At 66.8% G+C, this 19,813-nt stretch carries 23 protein-coding genes; 9 read left to right on the top strand and 14 right to left on the bottom strand.

The genetic code is table 11. The features are described 5' to 3' along the window. Positions 1 to 542: 542 nt before the first annotated feature. Positions 543 to 1,157 carry a hypothetical protein gene (locus ACQP2D_RS19185; RefSeq protein WP_433685064.1) on the bottom strand — a complete coding sequence of 205 codons (615 nt, stop codon included), beginning with the start codon at positions 1,155 to 1,157 and terminating at the stop codon, positions 543 to 545. Positions 1,158 to 1,538: 381 nt separating this feature from the next. Here ACQP2D_RS19185 and ACQP2D_RS19180 point away from each other — a divergent pair, with 381 nt between their 5' ends. Continuing rightward, a complete protein-coding gene (locus tag ACQP2D_RS19180; protein WP_433685063.1) occupies positions 1,539 to 1,766 on the top strand; it encodes a hypothetical protein in 228 nt (75 codons plus the stop codon). Positions 1,767 to 1,939: 173 nt separating this feature from the next. On the opposite strand, the gene ACQP2D_RS19175 is transcribed toward ACQP2D_RS19180, so the two are convergent. From ACQP2D_RS19175 to ACQP2D_RS19165, 3 genes are read right to left on the bottom strand one after another with little or no spacing between them, the layout of a single operon-like run. Further along, a complete protein-coding gene (locus ACQP2D_RS19175; protein WP_433685062.1) occupies positions 1,940 to 2,437 on the bottom strand; it encodes a hypothetical protein in 498 nt (165 codons plus the stop codon). Between the two features lie 48 nt (positions 2,438 to 2,485). Then, the gene (locus ACQP2D_RS19170; protein ID WP_433685061.1) at positions 2,486 to 2,902 is read right to left on the bottom strand and encodes an NUDIX hydrolase; all 417 of its coding nucleotides are present in this window, start codon (positions 2,900 to 2,902) and stop codon (positions 2,486 to 2,488) included. 25 nt (positions 2,903 to 2,927) lie between these two features. Further along, positions 2,928 to 3,416: a winged helix-turn-helix transcriptional regulator gene (locus ACQP2D_RS19165; RefSeq protein WP_433685060.1), complete on the bottom strand. Its 489-nt coding sequence runs from the start codon at positions 3,414 to 3,416 to the stop codon at positions 2,928 to 2,930. Positions 3,417 to 3,470: 54 nt separating this feature from the next. On the opposite strand from ACQP2D_RS19165, the gene ACQP2D_RS19160 reads away from it, so the two are divergent. Together ACQP2D_RS19160 and ACQP2D_RS19155 are read left to right on the top strand one after the other, a co-directional pair. Next, positions 3,471 to 4,274, top strand: coding sequence for an acyl-CoA thioesterase (locus tag ACQP2D_RS19160; protein WP_433685059.1), 804 nt, complete (start codon positions 3,471 to 3,473; stop codon positions 4,272 to 4,274). 15 nt (positions 4,275 to 4,289) lie between these two features. Then, positions 4,290 to 5,717 (top strand): MFS transporter, encoded by a 1,428-nt coding sequence (locus ACQP2D_RS19155; protein WP_433685058.1) that lies wholly within the window; start codon positions 4,290 to 4,292, stop codon positions 5,715 to 5,717. A gap of 465 nt (positions 5,718 to 6,182) precedes the next feature. Here ACQP2D_RS19155 and ACQP2D_RS19150 read toward each other — a convergent pair whose 3' ends face one another. Continuing rightward, positions 6,183 to 6,416 (bottom strand): hypothetical protein, encoded by a 234-nt coding sequence (locus ACQP2D_RS19150; RefSeq protein WP_433685057.1) that lies wholly within the window; start codon positions 6,414 to 6,416, stop codon positions 6,183 to 6,185. On the opposite strand from ACQP2D_RS19150, the gene ACQP2D_RS19145 reads away from it, so the two are divergent. Continuing rightward, positions 6,409 to 6,585 (top strand): hypothetical protein, encoded by a 177-nt coding sequence (locus tag ACQP2D_RS19145; protein WP_433685055.1) that lies wholly within the window; start codon positions 6,409 to 6,411, stop codon positions 6,583 to 6,585. The genes ACQP2D_RS19150 and ACQP2D_RS19145 overlap by 8 nt on opposite strands. A 164-nt stretch (positions 6,586 to 6,749) precedes the next feature. Here ACQP2D_RS19145 and ACQP2D_RS19140 read toward each other — a convergent pair whose 3' ends face one another. The 3 genes from ACQP2D_RS19140 to ACQP2D_RS19130 form a co-directional block, all read right to left on the bottom strand. Next, complete coding sequence (locus tag ACQP2D_RS19140; protein ID WP_433685054.1) at positions 6,750 to 7,862, bottom strand: winged helix DNA-binding domain-containing protein; 1,113 nt, start codon at positions 7,860 to 7,862, stop codon at positions 6,750 to 6,752. A 91-nt stretch (positions 7,863 to 7,953) separates the two neighbouring features. Next, positions 7,954 to 8,904, bottom strand: coding sequence for a M56 family metallopeptidase (locus ACQP2D_RS19135; protein ID WP_433685053.1), 951 nt, complete (start codon positions 8,902 to 8,904; stop codon positions 7,954 to 7,956). Then, a complete protein-coding gene (locus ACQP2D_RS19130; RefSeq protein ID WP_433685704.1) occupies positions 8,901 to 9,284 on the bottom strand; it encodes a BlaI/MecI/CopY family transcriptional regulator in 384 nt (127 codons plus the stop codon). The genes ACQP2D_RS19135 and ACQP2D_RS19130 overlap by 4 nt, the downstream gene beginning before the upstream one ends. Before the next feature lie 124 nt (positions 9,285 to 9,408). Here ACQP2D_RS19130 and ACQP2D_RS19125 point away from each other — a divergent pair, with 124 nt between their 5' ends. Next, positions 9,409 to 10,287, top strand: coding sequence for an alpha/beta hydrolase family esterase (locus ACQP2D_RS19125; RefSeq protein WP_433685051.1), 879 nt, complete (start codon positions 9,409 to 9,411; stop codon positions 10,285 to 10,287). 214 nt (positions 10,288 to 10,501) lie between these two features. On the opposite strand, the gene ACQP2D_RS19120 is transcribed toward ACQP2D_RS19125, so the two are convergent. Further along, on the bottom strand, positions 10,502 to 11,218 hold the full coding sequence (locus ACQP2D_RS19120; protein WP_433685703.1) for a MerR family transcriptional regulator: 717 nt from the start codon (positions 11,216 to 11,218) through the stop codon (positions 10,502 to 10,504). Positions 11,219 to 11,331: 113 nt separating this feature from the next. Here ACQP2D_RS19120 and ACQP2D_RS19115 point away from each other — a divergent pair, with 113 nt between their 5' ends. The 4 genes from ACQP2D_RS19115 to ACQP2D_RS19100 all read left to right on the top strand — a co-directional run bounded on the left by ACQP2D_RS19115 (position 11,332) and on the right by ACQP2D_RS19100 (position 14,891). Beyond that, positions 11,332 to 12,549 carry an erythromycin esterase family protein gene (locus ACQP2D_RS19115; protein WP_433685049.1) on the top strand — a complete coding sequence of 406 codons (1,218 nt, stop codon included), beginning with the start codon at positions 11,332 to 11,334 and terminating at the stop codon, positions 12,547 to 12,549. 43 nt (positions 12,550 to 12,592) lie between these two features. Beyond that, the gene (locus ACQP2D_RS19110; protein WP_433685048.1) at positions 12,593 to 12,964 is read left to right on the top strand and encodes a nuclear transport factor 2 family protein; all 372 of its coding nucleotides are present in this window, start codon (positions 12,593 to 12,595) and stop codon (positions 12,962 to 12,964) included. 82 nt (positions 12,965 to 13,046) lie between these two features. Continuing rightward, positions 13,047 to 14,318 (top strand): DNA polymerase IV, encoded by a 1,272-nt coding sequence (gene dinB / locus ACQP2D_RS19105; protein ID WP_433685047.1) that lies wholly within the window; start codon positions 13,047 to 13,049, stop codon positions 14,316 to 14,318. A 195-nt stretch (positions 14,319 to 14,513) separates the two neighbouring features. Beyond that, the gene (locus ACQP2D_RS19100) at positions 14,514 to 14,891 is read left to right on the top strand and encodes a PLD nuclease N-terminal domain-containing protein (protein ID WP_433685046.1); all 378 of its coding nucleotides are present in this window, start codon (positions 14,514 to 14,516) and stop codon (positions 14,889 to 14,891) included. Positions 14,892 to 14,912: 21 nt separating this feature from the next. On the opposite strand, the gene ACQP2D_RS19095 is transcribed toward ACQP2D_RS19100, so the two are convergent. The 5 genes from ACQP2D_RS19095 to ACQP2D_RS19075 form a co-directional block, all read right to left on the bottom strand. Next, positions 14,913 to 16,079, bottom strand: coding sequence for a thiolase family protein (locus tag ACQP2D_RS19095; RefSeq protein WP_433685044.1), 1,167 nt, complete (start codon positions 16,077 to 16,079; stop codon positions 14,913 to 14,915). A 207-nt stretch (positions 16,080 to 16,286) separates the two neighbouring features. Beyond that, on the bottom strand, positions 16,287 to 17,165 hold the full coding sequence (locus ACQP2D_RS19090; protein ID WP_433685042.1) for a phosphoribulokinase: 879 nt from the start codon (positions 17,163 to 17,165) through the stop codon (positions 16,287 to 16,289). Positions 17,166 to 17,208: 43 nt separating this feature from the next. Then, entirely contained in the window at positions 17,209 to 18,273 is a 1,065-nt protein-coding gene (locus ACQP2D_RS19085; protein WP_354956715.1) for a class 1 fructose-bisphosphatase, read from the bottom strand. A gap of 15 nt (positions 18,274 to 18,288) precedes the next feature. Next, on the bottom strand, positions 18,289 to 19,386 hold the full coding sequence (locus ACQP2D_RS19080) for an AAA family ATPase (RefSeq protein ID WP_433685041.1): 1,098 nt from the start codon (positions 19,384 to 19,386) through the stop codon (positions 18,289 to 18,291). Then, positions 19,376 to 19,798: a ribulose bisphosphate carboxylase small subunit gene (locus ACQP2D_RS19075; protein ID WP_433685040.1), complete on the bottom strand. Its 423-nt coding sequence runs from the start codon at positions 19,796 to 19,798 to the stop codon at positions 19,376 to 19,378. The genes ACQP2D_RS19080 and ACQP2D_RS19075 overlap by 11 nt, the downstream gene beginning before the upstream one ends. Between the last annotated feature and the right edge of the window lie 15 nt (positions 19,799 to 19,813).

Below are 19,813 nucleotides of genomic sequence, written 5' to 3'. Positions count from 1 at the left end.
AGCTGGCGCGGGGTGTCAGAAATCCGTTGGGCGGCAACTGGAGTCGACAGACGGCAGCGGGCATGGGAGTAGTGGTGCAGCCGAACGGAGTCCGGCGCTGACGCGGTGACCGCGCGGGTTGATGCCGGAGCATGGCGTAAACGATGGTGTCCGTGGCCATTTGCTGCCTGATCAGTTACTGGCGTTGGTCGCGGTCTTATCGGGCACGGCTGACACGATCCTTACCAGCACCCCCACTAGAAGGAACTCACGTTGTTCACTTGGTTCGGGGTCACGGTGCCGCCGGCGAGTTGACGCCTCCGCCGGTTCTTGTGGAGACGCCGACCGGCCAGCTCGCGGAGAAGCGTGGACACAAATGGCTTGCAGATCGCCCGGCGGTTCGCCACCCTCGGCCTCACGCCCGGCGACCTCGAGCCACACGTCAAAGGCAAACTCCGCGAGTACATCTCGCTCCGACCAGAAAGAGGGAGCCCTGACTCCCTCTTTGGCAGCGGCCCGCAGGATGACGAGCCGCGGTTCTAACCGTGGCAGGGCCCGGGGCATCAGTTCATGTCGGCAGTGGGGTCGATCTCGGCGGTGACGAGGTCCACGAGTTTCCCGGCCTCGCGGCTGTCGGGGTCGGTGGGCAGCTCCACGGACTGTCCGTTGATCGGGGCGGTCAGCGGCCGACGATTCGCCGGTGCCTTTCCAGTACCGTCGCCGAGCGGTACACCGGCCAAGGCCGCGATGCGGCCTATCCCGGTGTCGCCGACGTCCGCCGGGATGGCTACCGGCCAGGTAACGCCTGGGATGTCGAAGAACTGTCTGTAGCCGCCTATGTGCTGGTATCCGACCTGTTTCAGGTAGTCCGTCACCTTGGGGTTGAACGTGCCTTGGAATACGCCGTTGGTGGAGTCGAGGTGTGCATACTGGCCCGAGCTGGACGCCTGCTTGATCAGGTCGAACAGTCCGGGCCAAGGAGCGGGCAGGTTGTTGTCGGAGTAGAAGGTCTTGGCGCGATCGATGTCGTCCGCGTTCCAGACGTTCGGGATGACGTCGAGGCTGTTGGCGTAGCGCCGCCGGGGTCGGTGCCGCCCCTCCCCCACAGTATCGGCGACAACCGATACATCGACGGCGGTTACCGATCCAACGAGAATGCCGATCTGGCAGCCGGGCACGGGTGGGTACTGGTGCTGTCACCACTCGGCGGCAGATCACGGGCGCCACTGGACTGGCGCATCCGTCTTGCCGCGCCGCTCGACAAACTACGTGCACGCGGCAGCTGAGTCGAAATAATCTTCTCGGATAGCGACTCCCGCAACGCAATCGGCGTCACTCTGATGGATCTGTCGACGTGTCCGCCCTCGGCTCGGCAGGCCTGTCGTCATGGAGATCCTCAGCCAATTCCACTCACCGCCAGTCGACGACCGACACGACCTCGGATCTGGTGCCCGCAAAATGAGTGTCTCGTTGGGGCGCTCATGCATAGCTACTGTCCTCCCGTACCTGTTCGAATGTCCGTGCGGCCGAAGAGATTCGAGGCCACGGATCCGACACTCATGGGAGTTGTCCTGATGTTCAAAATGATTCGTGTTGTCACAATTGGCGCGGGCATCGCCGTTGCGGCGATCGCGGGTGCCGGGTCGGCAGTTGCCGACGAGGCACCCGTCGGCGCCGGGGCTCCCATCGCCTCCGACCCGCTCGTTCCGATCCTCCGTCAGATCGCCACCGGCTCCTTCAATCCTCGCTGCTTCTCGACCGACGACCCGACCTGCCTTTATTACTGACCGGTCGGATACGGTGACCGGCTGGTGGTCAAGTCCACCAGCCGGTCACCGCACGAACCGATCTGGCCGCCCAGCTGCGCCCACAATCGCTGGTCATCTTCTTGACGACCTTCGGCATGGAACGAGCGTTCGTTTTGCAGTAGCGGTCGTCGCATTCCCACGGCTCGGCAAGCTCAGATCTGGTGCAGCCAGGAAATGAAGAGCAGCACGCCGGCGACTGTCAACAGCAGCGATACCGGGAGCGGCCACCACGGACCATCCCGGCCGAGCAGCCGCCGGGTCAGCCGCACCTGCACGACGCCGAGTCCGGCAAGCAGCAGACCCCATGCGGGCAGCAGGCCGATCCCGAGCAGCGCGTGCACCGCCCAGGCCCCGGCCAAGGTCGGACCACCCCATGAGTGCTCCAGATCGTCGGCCGCTATCAGCGGGTAGACGGTCCCGCGCACCGCCGCGACGGCGGCCAGAAAGGCCAGAAACCAGGTCACCAGCCCGACCGCGGTGGCAAGCACCGAATGTACAGTCGCGCGCACCGCCAAGTTATCGCGCGGCGCGATGAAAATTCCGAGCATCCGGCGCGGAACGCGCAACCGGCTCGCGATGGGGCCGAGGGCGAGCACCGGCGCGACCAACGCGTATGCGGCCCAACGCAACAGTGTGCGAACCGTGGTCATGACATCGACGGTATCCCGCGCACGGCCCTCGGTGGGCGCGCTAGCGCATCATGCCAACTGACCCGCGTGGACGAGATCGTCGAAGAGCAGCTGATCCACCGGTGGCACCAGTGCGCGGTCGGCGTAGGAGAACCAGGCGACCTCTTCGATTTCACTGCTGGCCGCGAGCGTGCCGCGATAGTCGGCGGTGTAGCAACTCATCCGGACGATCACATCGGTGGCGGGTCCGTGCAACGCGGCCTCATAGGTTCCGACATGAGCGACGGTCTCCGGGACGAGCGCGACGGTCAGTTCCTCTTCGATCTCGCGCAGCAGCGTCTGCAGATCGGATTCCGTCCCCTCGCGTTTGCCGCCCGGAATGTAGAAGATGTCCTTGCCCTTCGGGCGGGCGCAGAGAATGCGGCCACCCTCGATGCGCACCCACGCGACCGTGTCGATCAGCTTCTGCACTCGCCCATCCGCCACCGCCGCAGCCTAATGGACGCCGCGCTCAGTGGGCGTGCTGGAGGTTGGCGGGCAGTATCGAGTGCGCGCCCGCGCCGGGCCCGTCGACGGGGCGCAGATCGGGCCCCTGCACGTGCTCACCGCATTCGGCGCAGACCGGTTCGATCACCGTGGTCTTGCCGCAGCGCTCATGGACCGCCTGCACCGGCGGACCGTCGGGCGCGGCCCATTCGTCGCCCCACTGCCGCATGGCGTTCACGACGAGCCACAGCGAGCGCCCCTTGGGCGTGAGCCGATAGTCGTAGCGGACCGGATTCTCCTGGTAGGGGACCTTGACCATGATGTCGTGCGCGACCAGGTGTTCCAGGCGCTGGGTGAGCACATTGCGTGCGATGCCGAGGCGCGCGCGGAAGTCGTCGAAGCGGGTCACGCCGAAGAGGGCGTCACGCACGATCAGCAGCGTCCACCACTCGCCGACCACCTCCAGACATTGGGCGACCGAGCAGTTCATCTCGTCGAAGCTGGTCCTGCGCATGAACCTCAGCATAGTCGGTTGCTTCAAAGAACTCGCTAGCCTATGGTTCGTTTCATGATGCAACTCACTAGCCGGCTGGGTGACGAGTTCGCCTTGGCCGAGACCGACTACCGCATCTGGCGGGCCCAGATCGATCAGACCTGGCGCGGCTGGACCGGCCCGCACGGTGGTGTTATCGCGGGACTGCTGGTCGAGGTCGCGCGACGCGCGGGCGGCGACGACCTCCCCGTGCGTGCGGTGGACCTGCGGTTCCTCGGGCGACCGGCGGACGGGGTGCTCACCTTCCGGGCGACTTCGCATCCGGTGGGACGCAGCACCGCGGTCATCGAGGTAATGGCCGATCAAGAGGGCAAATCCGTCGCATCCGCCGCGGTCACCTTCGGCCGGACGACGCCCACCCAGGTGCCCGATCTCCCGCCCACCACCGCGCCGCAAGTGCCCGCACCCTATGACTGCGTACCGTTCCGGCTGCCACCCGAAATCGTATCCGTCGGGGCGCATTTCGAGATCCGGCCCGCCCCTGGCCCGCTGCCGCTCACCGGCGCGGACGAGGCATGGATGTGCGCGTGGATCTCGCTGGTGCCACAGCTGCCGACCGATGCCGCGACGCTCGCGGTGCTCGCCGACGCGCTACCGCCCGCCTTCTTCCCCACCCTGACCATGCCGGTCGCCGTGCCGACGGTGGCCTTCTCGATGCATCTGCACACCGACCTGACCCAGTTGACCCATCAGCCGGTCCTCGTCCGCGCGACCAACGCCAGCACTGTCGGCGGTTGGTCGGTGGACGACATCGATATCTGGGATCGCGGCGGCGCGCTACTCGCCTCGGCTCGACAAACCCGCCGAGTGCTCGGCTGAATCGGAGACATAGTCGTGAGTTCTCTTGTCACATCGAAGGATCGGCCCGTCGATTCCCGGGTGGTGCTGGCCATCGTCTCGGTCGGCATCCTGCTGTCGAGCCTGGATCTGTTCATCGTCAATGTCGCACTGCCGGATATGGCCCGCGATTTCGGCGATACCCAACTCTCGGGCCTGTCGTGGGTGCTCAATGCCTACGCGATCGTCTTCGCCGCACTGCTGGTGCCGGCCGGACGACTCGGCGATCGAGGCAGCAACCGGGCCACATTCCTGATCGGGCTCGCCATCTTCGTACTGGGATCGGGGCTGTGCTCGGCGGCCTGGAATGTGCCGTCGCTGGTGGCGTTTCGGGTGTTGCAGGCGGTCGGCGGGGCGATGCTGACGCCGTCCTCGCTGGGTTTGGTGCTGGCCGCCACCCCGGCCGAACGGCGTCCGATGGCCGTACGGCTGTGGGTGGCCTTCGGTGGGCTCGGCGCCGCGCTCGGCCCGGTGATCGGCGGGTTGCTCGTCGAAATCGATTGGCGCTGGGTGTTCCTGGTGAATGTGCCGATCGGTTTGGCGGCGCTGGCGGTCGGGCTGCGGCTGCTACCGCAGGTGTGCGGAGACGGCGGCCCGCTGCCCGATGTCTTCGGTGCGGTCATGCTGATGGGCTCGATAGGCGCACTGATCCTGGCGTTGGTGAAGGGTGAGGATTGGGGATGGACGTCGGCGGGGGTGCTCATATCCTTCGCGGTCGCGGCGGTGTTCGGCGTCGCGTTCGGGATTTCCTCGGCACGCCACCATAGTCCGGTAGTGGACCCGTCGCTGCTGCGTACGCCGAATTTCGCACTGATGGTGGGCAATTCGCTGTTCTTCCAGATCGCGTTCGCGGGGATGCTGCTCTCGGTGGTGCTGTGGGCGCAGAACGTGTGGGACTGGTCGGCATTGAAAACCGGGCTGGCGATCGCACCCGGACCATTGGTGGTGCCGCTCGTCGCGGTTCTCGCGGGCCGGTTCATCGGCCGCGTCGGTGCGGGTCCGGTGATCGCCGCGGGCGGGGTGTTGTTCGCGGCGGGCATGGTGTGGTGGGCCCGGGCCATCACCCTGGAACCCGACTACATCGGTGGGCTGCTCGGCGGCATGGTGGTCAGCGGTCTCGGCGTCGGCCTCACACTGCCGACCGCCTTCGCCGCGGGCAGCGCGGGTCTGCCACCGCAGCGCTTCGCCACCGGCTCGGCGGTCCTGAGCATGTCGCGCCAGCTCGGTCTCGCCATCGGTGTCGCCGTCCTGGTCGCGACACTCGGCTCCCCCACCGGACCACAGGCCACCCTCGACGCATTCCACCGCAGTTGGTACGTCACCGCCGCCGTCGCGGCGCTGGCCGGACTCATCGGCTTCGGCGCACACATGCCCAAACCAGCTGCCGCACAACAGGAGTCGGTAAGCGAGCGCGTCACCGCCTGACCTCCCGACCAGTGCTCGCCTATCTCGAAGGTGGGCGAGCACCGGGCTGTTTCAACGGTTGAGTCGTTGAAAGCGCCCGACCCGCCACCGGGGCATCCACTGCGGCGCAACGAAAATGCTGGAGATCACTCGTCATCGGTCTACGCCTCGACCGGATCGCCGACACCGAAATCCGCGCACGGGCTCGCGCCTGGAGTCGCTACGTCCCCGCACCCTGTTGACGAAGGGACAGGATGCCGTCGCCTGCGCACCGAGTCCGATGGTTCCGAACCTGTGGTGAGCGTGGGGTTGTTCCGTCGGCGAGCAGAAACTTCCGATCACCCGACGGCAGGGTCTTACTGTTCACTTCCTCGCCGCTCGCTCTGGGCTTGCGCTGCGACACCCGCACAGGCCAGCACAGTGCCCACACCACCACCGCCAACGGCACACCAGCCGCCAGCACCAGCCCGGCCGTGCTCCAACTCATCACCCCTGCCTCCCACACGAGAACGCGGTCCACCGAGCGAAAGACATTCGCGGAGAAACGGTTTCGACATCCGCAACACACATCACCGCATGCAGTATCAGCGCATCCATGTGCAGCGGCGTCGGCATGATCACCGCATCCACATCCGCACCCCGAACCTGGTCGACCAGCGGCACCAGCGTGATGTCCGGCGGCCATACCAGGGCGTAGCCGAGCCTGCTGGCTGTGCGCATCCGCGACGTCGGTGAAGTGGTCGCGCAACGTGCGCTGCACCTCGCGCAGCCGCTGCTCGGACTCCTTGCCGACCGGAGGGGGACCTCGTCCATCTTGGTCCTCGACACCGTGACCGACCTGACCGACCAACGCTGCCTTCTCGAATTCCGGCTCGCTGCCGGCCGGTGAAGTACAACGGCACCGGCATAATTCAACATCTCAGGTCAACCGGCGGGCTTTCACACCGGTTGGGCCGAGCGCGGTCGAGGGTGTGGCGATTGTGCGCTCGCGCGACTGGCCGATCAGATATCAGCTAGGGGCACAACACAAGTCGGGCGTGAACGCGGCGTTCGCTATGCCACGTGCACAGCGAATCCGTTGTGGCTCATGGCGGCGGCGACGTGGTCGGCGGCGGCCTTCAGGTCGCGGGTCGGCGGCAGGGATCCGTCGAAGGTGGTGACGGACAGGTCGTTGCCGCTGATCTCCCATGTGCCTGCGATACGGCCGCCGATGACCAGGATCGGCGAGATCCAGCCTGCCGCCCGGCTGACTCGCGCGCGGTGCTCGGCGGGTAGCAGTTCGGTATCGCCGGTGCCGGGGCCGAGTACGTATTGGTCGAAGGCGCCCAGCAGATGTACCGAGGTGTCCAGCGGTTCGGTGGCGGCGAGTTCATCGGCGTGTTCGGTGAGCACATAGGCGCGACGGCCCGCGATATCGACCTCGGTCAGCTCCTCCCCCAATTCCGAAAACCACCGGCGCACCGTCGTTTTCTTCAGACTGTTGCGACTGAGCCACGCATCGAAGGTCTCCGGGGTGGCCGGGCCGTACGCGCCGAGATAGGCCGTGATGGCCACCGGTGCGGCCGCATCCGGATCGGGCAGGCCGCGCCAGCCGCGAATGAGGTGGGACGGACTGGTGAAGGTGACGCGATTGCCCTGCGCCGGACCGTGACACAGCGCGCCCTGCCAGGCCAGCGGCTTGAGCAGTGCACCCCAGCCGGAGCGCAACTCCGCACCGAGTCGATGGAAGGCGGGATCGGCGACCAGCGCGTCGACCAGTTCGTCGCGGCTGAGCACGACACCGTCGAGGACCTGCGACACCGCATCGGCCAATGCCGCGACCTCGGCCGGGGATGCGCCGAACGTGCGCTGCCAGGCGGGCTTTTCCCAGGTGCGGGCCGAACCGATCAGCGAAAGGACCGCCGCCGCCAGTTCCGGGACGAGCGCGTGCAGGGTGCCGCGCATGGCCCAGGTCTTCATCAGCGTGCCCGAGGCCAATTCCGGTAGTAGCGCGCCGGGTTCGGGTTTGCACCGCCGTAGCGCGACCGCGAGGTCGGCCGCCGCGGTCACCTGAGCCTGCACCCCGCACAGCCGCTCGACGATCTCGATGATCCCGATATCGACCGGTTTCGTGACGTACTGTCTGCGCAGTCTCCAGGTGAAGACCTGATCCCAGGTGACGTGCACCTATTTCCCCTTCTCCTATTCGACGGATCGGCGCGCGGCGAACTGAGCCGGGCACCGGATTGATCCCAGCGCCGGATTCATCCAGCCCGAGTCATCCCAGCACTGTGGTGCAGAACAGTACTCCGACGGCGATTTCGAGTAGACCGACAACCGTTGCCGCGATTACGGCGAGCAATGCCGTCCGGTTGGTCGCACGTCGCACCGGGCCGACCGGCGCGGCCAGGCGCTCGGCCCGCGCAAGTACCGCGGTCGCCGCAGCGCTGAGCGCACCCGCCGGGACCGGACCGGTCGCGCCGACGATCGCGAGCAGACCACCGAGCAGTGGCTCCGCGCCGTATCTGCGCGCAGCCCTATCGTCGGCGCACATCTCCAGCAACCGACCGATTTCGCCGACTCCGTCGGTCACCAGACGAACCCCGGGCAGGGTGATCGCGATGGCGCGCAGCAAGCCGATCAGCGTGCCATGGCGGCCGCTCAGATGCGCGTGTTCATGTGCGAGCACCGCGGCGAGTTGTTCACGGGTCAGCGCGTCGATCGCGGCGCTGGTGACGACAATGGTGTCGGGGCGTCCGGCCACACAATAGGCTTGGCGCTCCGGCGAATCCAGTACCACCGCACTCACGCCCGGCACGCGGCGGCCGACCATCCGCACGGCGCGCCCGTGCGCGTGAGTGGTGCGTCGGAAGCGCAGCATGGCGCGCGCGGTGTGCACCAGCATGCCGATGACGGCGATGGCGACCAGCGCCGCGAGTGTCAGGGTGCCCGTTCGGGCGATCGAACCGCCGGGTAGGTGGATGGGCGTGAACAGCACCGTGTAGGAGTCACGCAGGGTGTCGGCGGGATGCTGACAGAAGGTGGCGAATTCGATGATCAGCACTCCGGCCGCCATGGCCCATGCGCCGAGCGCGCCCGCGATCGCGACCAGCCAGGCGAGCACCCCCAGCCTGGGGGCGGCACCGCGGTGAGTGAGTCTGCGCAGCACGGTCGGGCCGAAGGTGGCCACCATGCTGCCGTAGATCATCAGGCTCACCGCTATGTTCACGGCGCCTCGGGGGTCTTGCGCGAGGTCAGCCGACGCAGCGCGGCGCGTAGCCCGGCCGACTCCTCCTCGCTGATCCGATCGACGAAATGGCTGAGCACCAGATCCGAGCGGCCGCCGGAGCCGAGCGCCTCGAGCATGAGCCGGGCACTGTGCTCCTCGCGGGTGAGGGTGGGCCAGTATCGGTATGCCTTGCCGGCGCGTTCGCGCGCCAGCCAACCCTTACGGTGCAGATTGTCCATGGTCGACATGACCGTGGTGTAGGCGATGCCGCGTTCGGCGGCCAGTTCGTCGAAGATTTCGCGGACCGTTGTGGTCTCCGCGTCCCGATCCCAAATGCGGTCCATGATCACCGCCTCCAAGTCCCCGAAACCACGCACGATGCCGACTCCCTCATCACTACTGGACTCCTCTGAAGTCCCAGGGTAGCTGCCCGGACCTCTTGCTACGTAGTCATACCGTAGATTCGCTCGTTAGGCTTTAGAACTCGGCTCGAGGAGGCAGACGATGGGCGATGACCTGGTAACCGGCGAATTCGCCATCGACGGGCTCGTCCGCACCTGCGCCGTGCGCCCGCCGCGTGCGCAGCACGCGCCGTTGGTGATGGTTCTGCACGGCAATCTGTCCGGGAATCCGGCCGCGGCCAACAGACCGATCATGTACGACTGGACCAGTTTCGCGGCCCACGCCGACGACTGGGGCATCGCGGTCGCCTACCCCGACGGGCACAGTGGTAGCTGGGCCGACGGCCGGGGCGCCACGACCGCCGACCAGGCGGGCGTGGACGATGTGTCATTCCTGCGCGCGGTGATCGATCGGTGCGCCGACCAGTTCGGCACCGCACCGGATCGGACCATTGTGGTCGGTATGTCCAACGGCGCCTTCATGTCGCACCGTTTCGCGCTGGCGGCCGCCGACCTGGTGCCCGTATTCGCCGCGGTCGCCGGTGGCTTCCCTGCGGCATTGCGCGATATCCGGCCCACCCATGCCGTGTCGGCGATGCTCGTCAACGGCGACGCCGACCCGATCCAACCGATCACCGGCGGCTTTTCGCGCCACCGCGGACCCGACGGTGAACCGCGCGGCCGCACATTCGGACTGCTCGAGACCGCCGAGCACTGGCGGGCACTCAACCGCTGTCGGAACGACCAGCCCGCGATCACAACCGAGACGTCGACCCGACAGACCGCGACCGGCGGCGCCGGAGGCACTCAGGTGACGGCCTGGACGGTATTCGGCGGCGGGCATACCTGGCCGGGCACACCGGTTCCGCCGGAATGGGCCGACCGCCCGGGTACCGGCGTGACCATGGAATTCGATGCCGCAAAGGAAATCCTCGGCTTCGCTCACCCGCTGCTCACCCCGCCCGAAGAGCGCAAACTCTGACGCGATCCAGCACACCCGCACGTGTGCGCCCTGAGACCGGCAACCATTCTTGGCGCGCTTCCGTCCTGTCTTGCGTCACGAAGTCGGCAGGATCTGCCAGCGTGGCGAAGGGCGGTGTGACCGCTCACTCTTGCCGAGTCGAGTATGTTGACCGGGCGCGCGGGGTGTGTGGCGGGCGGCGCCGTGCGGATGTTTCCAAGATCCTGCCTTGGCACTATCGCGCCGTGCGCCCCTGCTGCGTCTGATCGAGCAGGGTGAGATAGGTATCGAGCTGGGCCGCGCCGGCGAGAAGGTTGCGGCTGCGCACGGTCAGCCGGTCCTGCCAAGAGTCGAGGAAGGCGCGCAACGCGTCCGCCCCGCCCGCCTCGCGCAGCGATTCGATGAACTGCGCGACCTGGCGCAGCAGATACCCGCCTCGGCGCAGCTGTCGTGCGATCTCGGCGTCGCGCACACAGTCCGGTTCGTATCGGCGGTAACCCGTTGCCCGGTCGCGTTCGGGGCGCACGATGCCCGCGGTCTCCCAGGTGCGCAGCGTCGCCGGGTGCACGCCAAGTCGGCGCGCGAGTTCACCCACGGTCAGCGGTCGACCGTGGACCGGGGTCGGTGTCGTGGTGGACAGGCTGCCCAGGGCCATTGCGACCTCGGTGCGGGTGCCGCGTTCGGCGAGCAGCGCGACGTGCGCGGCGTCGATGAGCCGGTAGGCGGACTCGGTATCGCCCTGGTTGGTCGCACGCATGATTTCCATTGCCTGCTGATGTCCGTGGCCACCGCGCAATGCGAGGAAGGCGCGCAGGGCCTGCGCGTGCACGGGCGTGTAGATCCGGTAGCCGGCCTCGCTGCGCTCGGTCGGCGGGAGGATGCCCGCATCGTCGTAGTTGCGGATCGCCTGCGCGGACAAGCCGTGCTCTCGGGCGAGGTCGATGGGCCGCAGATTGCACCTCCGATTGAGGCTTTGATCTCTGAATCTTAGGTAGAAGTCGCCGAAGTTCCACCCGAATCTTCAACGATAGCGTCGAGGGCAGTTCCTTCTGAAAAGGGGTGTTCATGTCCACTACGGCATCACTGCGTGGGATCGGCCGCCAACTCGACGACCCGGCCAGCCTCGGCCGGGCCGTCGATGAACTGCTCGCCGCGCGAACCGAGCCGCCGACCCTGCTCGGCCTCGGCGAGCCGACCCACGGAATCGAGGCGTTCCCATTGCTGCGCAACGAACTCCTCGGCCACGTCGTCGAACGCGGGTATCGGTCGATCGTGCTGGAAATTGATGTCTTCGCCGCGTCCGTTGTCGACGACTACGTCGGCGGGGCAAGGACGGATGTCGATGAGGTGCTCGCGACCGGGTTCAGCCACGGGTTCGGCGCCGTGCCGGGCAATCGCGAACTCGTCGAATGGCTCCGCGCATACAACGCCGACCGCGCGCCGCAGGATCGGGTGCGCTTCTGCGGCTTCGACGCGCCGGTGGAGTACTCCGGTGCGCCGAGCCCGCGACGTGCACTGTCCTCGGCCAACGACTACCTGCCCGCTGGGCTGCGGTCTGAATCTGTCCGCGACCTCGACGCGCTGCTCGGTGCGGACGGGGACTGGACGAACGAGGCGGCCATGTTCGACCCGGCGGCGTCCATCGGGAACTCCGATCGTGCTCGCGCCCTGCGCATCGTCGCCGACGACCTCGCCAGCACGCTGCGCCGCGCGGCACCCGCCCTGCGTCCCGCCGACCCGAACGGCTACGACCACGCCATCGCGCACGCGCGCACCGCCCAGGGCCTGCTGCGTTATCACGCGGCCATGGCCAGCCCCGCACCCGATCGCATCGCGATCCTGCTCAGCGTGCGTGCCGAGATGATGGCCGAGAACCTGCTCGCGATCGTCGCCCAGGAGCAGCGCCGCGGGCCGAGTCTGGTGTTCGCGCACAACGCCCATCTCCGGCGTGCGCAGTCCGCCATATCGGACGGCGAGCACGACCTGAGCTGGGGCAGCGCCGGCGCGCTGGTCGGCCTCACCCTCGGCGAGCGCTACGTGTTCCTGGCAACCGACGCCAATCCCCATAGCGATCCGGGTACCCTCCAAGGCGTGCTGGCCGAGGCGACCACCCGCCGCGCCCTGTTCCCGACACCGGCCCTGCGCGCCGCCCTTGCCCAGCCGCTCGGCACCGGCGAACCGATCCTGACCGGCCACATCCCGCTCACCCCGGCAGACCTGGACGGTGCCGATGCGGTCATCTTCATCACCGATACCGACGGAAAACGGCATCAGTACTGGTAGCAAGTGTTGAACTGCAGCGACTACCCGCAGGAAAGGATTCGCCATGACCAGTTCCCCCGCCGCCCTCATGCGACGCAACCTTCTCGACGTCTTCAACGAACCCGACCCTGCGCGCCGGGCTGCGGCCATCGCCGAGACCTATGCCGAAGATGTGGTCTGGCACGAATCGGACCGAACTGTGCACGGGCGAAAGGACCTCGAACGCCGCGCCGGAGACTTGCGTGCCGAAAAACCGGACTGGGTCTTTCACCCCGCAGGCACCGCGGCGGAGCTCGACGACATCGGCCACCTCGGCTTCCAATACGGCCCTATCGACCAACCACCGGTGGTCCGCGGCATGGACATCGCTCGCACCAGGGATGGTGTCATCGTCGAGCTCTACACCATCGTCACCGAGATCCGTCAGCCGTCCTAGCTCAACGCCGAGATGACCGGACGGGGCTTTCCCGGAGACCCGGCACGAAGCTTGACCGGGACACCCCGATCTATGCGAACATATGTTCGTGTCCGAGTTGGTTCGCCCGCCGCAGCCCCAGGTCAATGGTGCTCGCGCGCGGTCGGGGCGGCCGCGGATCCAGGCGCGGGCCGACGCGTCGATTCTGCACGCGGACCTCGACTCGTTCTATGCCTCGGTCGAACAGCGGGACAATCCTCGGCTGCGCGGGCGTCCGGTCATCGTCGGGGGCGGGGTGGTGCTCGCGGCCAGCTATGAGGCGAAGGCGTTCGGGGTGCACACGCCGATGAATGGCGGTGCGGCGCTTCGGCTTTGCCCGCACGCCATCGTCGTGCCGCCGCGCATGTCGGCCTATGCCGAGGCGAGTAGGGCCGTCTTCGAGGTCTTCCACAACACCACCCCGGTGGTCGAGGGCATCTCCATCGATGAGGCGTTCCTCGATGTGGGCGGGTTGCGGCGGATCGCGGGCGAACCCATCGAGATCGCGCGGCGGCTGCGGGCTGCGGTGCGAGATCAGGTCGGGCTGCCGATTTCGGTCGGCATCGCGCGCACCAAATTCCTCGCGAAGGTGGCCAGCGCGGTCGCCAAACCGGACGGATTACGGCTGGTGCCACCGGAACTCGAACTCGACTTCCTACATCCACTGCCGGTCGAACGACTCTGGGGCGTCGGTGAGGTCACCTCGCGCACCCTGCACGAGCACGGCATCACCCGGATCGGCCAACTTGCCGAACTCGGTGAGGCGCCGCTGCGCTCGATCCTCGGACCTGCCGCCGCCCGGCACCTCTACGCACTGTCCTGGGCCCGCGACCCGCGCCGCGTCGAAACCGGCGTCCGCCGCCGCTCCATCGGAGCCCAACGCGCACTCGGCAGGAGGCACCGGCCGCCCGACGAGATCGAGGCCTACCTGCACGGCCTGACCGACCGCCTCGGCCGCCGACTGCGCGCGGCCGAGCGTGTCTGCCGAACCGTGGTGCTGCGCATGCGTTTCGACGACTTCACCCGTGCCACCCGCTCGCACACCCTGCCCGAGGCGACCGACCACACCGAAACGATCCTGTACGCCGCCCGCGCCCTGCTCGGCACCGCGATGCCCATGATCCAGGAGCGCGGCCTCACCCTGATCGGACTGGCCCTGACCAATCTCGACAATGCCGACGCCGTCCAACTCACCCTGCCCCTGGAACCCCGCGCCAACAACACCCTCGACGCCACCCTCGACGACCTGCGCCGCCGCTTCGGCTCCGCCGCCGTCACCCGCGCCGCCCTCATCGGCCGCGGCGAAGGTCTCTCAGTTCCATTGCTACCGGACTGATTCGGAGCACTCGACTCGGGCGGACACACGGCACGACGGCCGGAAATGTGGTGGCCCGACAGCCCGAACTGGACCGGACGCCACCGCCCGCACCGTGTATCCTCCATGCGGGCCGGTTCGGCGGGGGGTGAGCATCGAACTTCGGAAACCGCGGAAGAACAGGCCCCCAGCCACGCCGCGAACCGAGGAGTTCCGATGCCCTACGCGATACTCGGCCTGATCACCCTGGCCCTGTGGGTCTACTGCCTGGTCGACATCGTCACCTGCCCGGACGCGGGCATCCGTCACCTCCCCAAAATGGGCTGGCTCATCATCGTCATCCTGGTACCGACCGTGGGCGCGCTGCTGTGGTTGTTCGCGGGCCGCCCACTGTACGAGGCCCGCCCGCGAACAACCGCCCGCTACTCCGAATACGACCGCCCCGGCCGCTACGTCCCGCAGAATCCCGACGATGATGAAGCCTTCCTGCGCGGCCTGCGCGAACGCGCCGAAACCCAACGCCGCGAGGCCCGCCGCCAAGAGATAGAGCGTCAGCGCGATCTGGATCGGCGCCGCGAACAGGGCGAGCTGTAATCAGCAGCGGCGCAACGGAATCTACAGTCGCTCTATAATGGTGGCGTTGGCCAGACCGCCCGCTTCGCACATGGTCATCAGCCCGTACCGGCCGCCGGACTGTTCGAGGTGGTTGACCATGGTCGACAGAATGCGGGTACCGGAGGCGCCGAGCGGATGGCCCAGCGCGATGGCGCCGCCGCGGGGGTTGAGTTTGTCGGGGTCGGCGTCGAGGTCGTCAAGCCAGACCAGCGGGACGGGGGCGAAGGCTTCGTTCACTTCGTAGGTGTCGATCTGGTCGATGGTGAGACCTCCCTTGGCGAGCGCTTTGCGGGTGGCGGGGATGACCGCGGTGAGCATCAGCAGCGGGTCGTCGCCGGTGACCGCGAACGAGTGGAAACGGGCTCGCGGGCGCAGCCCGAGGGTCTTGGCCTTGTCTTCGCTCATGATCAGCGCGGCAGAGGCGCCATCGGTGAGGGGTGAGGAGTTGCCGGGAGTGATCGACCATTCGATCTCCGGGAAGCGTGCCTCGAGTTCGTCATCGGCGAAGGCGGGGCGCAGACCGGCCAGCCCTTCGGCGGTGGTGGCCCTGCGGATGGTCTCATCGGCGGTCAGGGTGCCCGCGGGGATGAGCTCATTGTCGAAGCCACCGGCCGCGGCGGTTTCGGCGGCGAGCCGGTGCGAGCGGGCGGCGAAGGCGTCGAGGGTCTCCCGGTCCAGCTTCCAGCGCTGGGTGATGATCTCCGCCGCAATACCCTGTCCGATCAGGCCTTCCGGGAAGCGGTGGGCCAGCGGGCCACGGTTGGCGTCCTTGCCCTGGGCATTGGAGAACATCGGCACCCGGCTCATCGACTCCACGCCACAGGCGATCGCGATGTCATAGGCCCCGGCGATCACGCCCTGCGCCGCGAAATGCGCGGCCTGCTGGCTGGATCCGCACTGCCGGTCGACGGTGGTCGCGGGCACCGACTCCGGGAATCCGGCGGCCAGCACCGCCGTGCGCGAAATATTGAACGCCTGCTCGCCGCTCTGGGTGACGCAACCGCCGATCACATCGTCGACGAGTGCGGGATCGATGCCGGTGCGCTCGAGCAGCGTCTCCAGCACCCCGGCCAGCAGCGTCGCCGGGTGCACATCCGAAAGTCCACCACCGGGTTTCCCTTTACCGGAGGGTGTGCGGACAACGTCGACGATGACTGCCGATGTCATGACGGCTCCTTGCTGTGTCTGCGATCGCCCGTGCGAACGACGATTAACTTATGACACTGTACGTCGAACCGATGCACGTCCGCGACCCCCCGGGTTCGCTCGCCATGCATTCGGACACCTACCCGCCTCCGCGCACGGCTCTCCCCGGCTCGACCTGGATTCGCCGCGGATACGCTGCCCATCGGCACCCGAACTGTCAGCAGCCCCTCAGCGAAAACGCTTGGGGCGCTTGTCCATCAGGCGCAGGATAAGGGGGGTGAAGATGAGTTGCATGGCCAGTTCCATCTTGCCGCCGGGGACGACTATGCAATTGGGGCGGGACATGAAGGAGTCGTGCAGCATCGACAGCAGGTAGGGAAAGTCGATCACCTTGGGATCGGCGAACCGGATGACGACGAAACTTTCATCGGCGGTAGGGATGGTGCGGGCGATGAAGGGGTTGGAGGTGTCGACGGTGGGGACGCGCTGGAAGTTGACGTAGGTGTGGGAGAACTGGGGGCAGATGTATTTCACGTAGTCGGGCATGCGGCGCAGGATCGTATCGATCACGGCCTCACTGGAGTAGCCGCGTTCGGTCTTGTCGCGGATCACCTTCTGGGTCCATTCGAGATTGACGATCGGCACCACCCCGACCAGCAGATCCGCATATTGCGCGACATTCACCGTATCGGTCACGGCAGCGCCGTGCAGGCCTTCGTAGAACAGCAGATCACTGCCGGGCGTCAGGTCCTCCCAAGGCGTGAACGTGCCAGCGGGTTGCCCATAGGGCTTGGCCTCGAACTCGTCGTGGAGGTATTTGCGCACCGAGCCGACACCGGTCTCACCGTAATCGCGGAACAGTGTCTCGAGCTCTTTCAGCAGATTCGCCTCCTCGCCGAAATGCGAGAAGGTGCGGTTGTGGTTCTGCTCCGCCTCGGCCATCGCGAGTTTCATCTCGTTGCGGTCGTAGCGGTGGAACGAATCGCCTTCCACGACCACCGCACTGATGCCTTCACGGCGGAATATCTCCTGGAATGTCCGCGTGACACTGGTCGTTCCCGCACCGGATGATCCGGTGATGGCGACGACGGGATGCTTGACCGACATGGCGCCTCCTCGATTGCCGGACAATATTCAATATGTGGGGCATTCAGCGCCCGGCCGGACGGAACAGCGACCGGGAACCGAACAGTGAGCTGTCGAAACTGGGCCCTTCCTCGGGCTCGCGGTGATAGCGCTCGATCCGCTCGACCTCATTGCGCGAACCGAAGATCAGCGGCACCTGCTGGTGCACCTGCTCCGGCGGCACCTCGAGCACCCGATCGCCGCCCGTGGTCGCCCATCCCCCGGCCTGTTCGACGATATAGGCGATCGGATTCGCGCCGTACAGCAGCGAGACCCGCCCCGGCCGCCGGGTGTCGTACGGGTACAGATACACCCCACCACGGGTCAGAATGTGGAAGGTATCCGCGACCAGCGACGCGACCCAGCGCATATTGAAATCCCGCCCGCGCGGCCCGTCCACCCCGTCGAGGCATTCGTGCACATACCGGCGCACCGGCCGCTCCCAGAACCGCTCATTGGCCGCATTGATCGCGAAACCCGAAGTGTCCTCCGGAATTCGCATTCGCGGATGGGTCAGCACGAACGCCCCGATCTCCCGATCGAGGGTGAATCCGTCGACGCCGCTGCCGGTGGTGAGCACCAGCATGGTCGCCGGTCCGTACAGAGTGAATCCGGCACAGACCTGGCGCACCCCCGGTTGCAGGAAATCATCGGCACTCGGGGGGCCGCCATCCGAGGCGCGCAATATGCTGAAGATCGTTCCGACAGGCAGGTTTACATCGATATTGGAAGATCCGTCCAACGGATCGAAGGCAAGCAGATATTTGCCGCGCCGGTGCGTGTCCGGCACCGGATGGACATCGGTCATCTGCTCGGACAACAGCGCCGACAGATGCCCCGTCCATTGGGTCTCGGCCACCATGATGTCATTGGCGATGGCGTCGAGCTTGCGGTGCACTGTCGGCGGCAGATTGTCCGGCTCGGCGGCGCCGAGGGAGCCGACGATGGCTCCCCTGGTCACCTGGTTGGCGATGATCTTCGTCGCGGTCGCGACGACATTCACCAGAGCGGAGAATTCACCGGACGATCCGGGATGCCGGTGTTCCTCCTCGATCGTGTATCGGGTGAGGGTCTTCAGTCCTTCTGGCATGGGTTCTCGATCTCGTCACGCGGGCGCCCTGGCGGTCGGCCCATCCGGCTGCTGTTCTGCCCGGTCGGATCGGCCGCACTCGCGGGGCCCTGCGTGCTCACGCAAGCTACCGCCTCCGGGTTCGTCGTTCGCGCCGCCGAACACACTGCTGCCGTAGACATCCCGGTCGGTCAGCGTGATCAGATCGGTCTTGGTGAGCGGTCGCCGCAGCTCGACCAGCCGCTTGGCCTGCCGTAACCGGCAGCGGTCCAGGGCATTGCGCACACTGCGCGCATTGGAGAATCGAGGTCTGCTCATCCGCAGTGCGAGATATTCACCGAAGGCGGCGGATCCGGTGTCGTCGAAGCGGAAGTTGTCGCGCGCCACCATGAGTTCGGCGATGCGGACGAGTTCGTCGTGAGTGTAGTCACTGAATTCCAGATGATGGGCCACCCGCGAGGACAGTCCCGGGTTGGCGGAGAAGAATTTCTCCATCCGATCCGGATACCCCGCGAAGATCACCACCAGGCTGGTGCGTTCGCTTTCCATTTCCTGCAGCAGGATTTCGATGACTTCCTGACCGTAGTCGCGTTCGTTCTCCGGGCGGAACAGGTAGTACGCCTCATCGATGAACAGCACTCCCCCGGCCGCCTTGGCGAGGGCTTCCTTGGTCTTGGGTGCGGTGTGCCCGATGAACTGGCCGACCAGATCATCGCGAGTCACCGTGTGCACCTTGGGTTTGCGGATATAGCCGAGCGCGTGCAGCATCTGCGCCATCCGCAACGCGACGGTGGTCTTACCGGTGCCGGGGCCCCCGGTGAAGCTCATGTGCATCGTCGGCCGGGACGCTTGCAGGCCGAACCGCTCCCGGGCCCGATCGATGAGCAACAGCGCCGCGATCTCGCGCACCCGCCGCTTCACATTCGCCAATCCGACCAGTTCGGCATCGAGCCTGGTCAATACGTCCTCGACATCACTGCCCGCGATATCGGTGGTCAGATCCAGTACGGCGTCCTCGGCCAGCACCTCGTCCGGTGGTGCGTCCGCGGGCACCGCTCGCACCGGTCTGCCGTCGTCGACGCCGGGCCGGTGCAATCGGAAACCGCTTGCCGCGCTCGACCTTTCAGCCGCCATAGCGGGTACCCGGCCGTTCGTCGGTGGCATACGGGCGCAGTCCGTAGATCTGCCGTCGGTCCGGGCCTTCGGTGCGGGTCAGCAGGAAGCCGGGTTCATCGGCGGGGCGCTGCACCAGAAAGCTCAATGCGGTGGTCTGCCTGCCGTAGCGGGCATCGTAGGCAAGGACCCGAATGTAGTGCCGCGGAAAGGTATTGCGACAGGCGTCGATCTCGGCGAGCACGCCGTCGGGCTCGTCGAGATCGAACAGCGGCAGCCCCCACATCTCCCAGTAGGCGTTGCGGGGGTGCGGATCATCGGTGTACTCGATGGACACCGGCCAGTTGTTGAGCAATGCGTAGCGCACCTGGGCCGCGATGTCGGCATCGGTGAACTCGGGCAGGTAGGAGAAGGTTCCGTGACGCAGATACATGGGAAGGTCCTGTCG

It is taken from the genome of Nocardia sp. CA-119907 (genome assembly GCF_050955995.1).
Classification (GTDB): domain Bacteria; phylum Actinomycetota; class Actinomycetes; order Mycobacteriales; family Mycobacteriaceae; genus Nocardia.
This window is presented reverse-complemented; position numbering and strand designations above follow the sequence as displayed.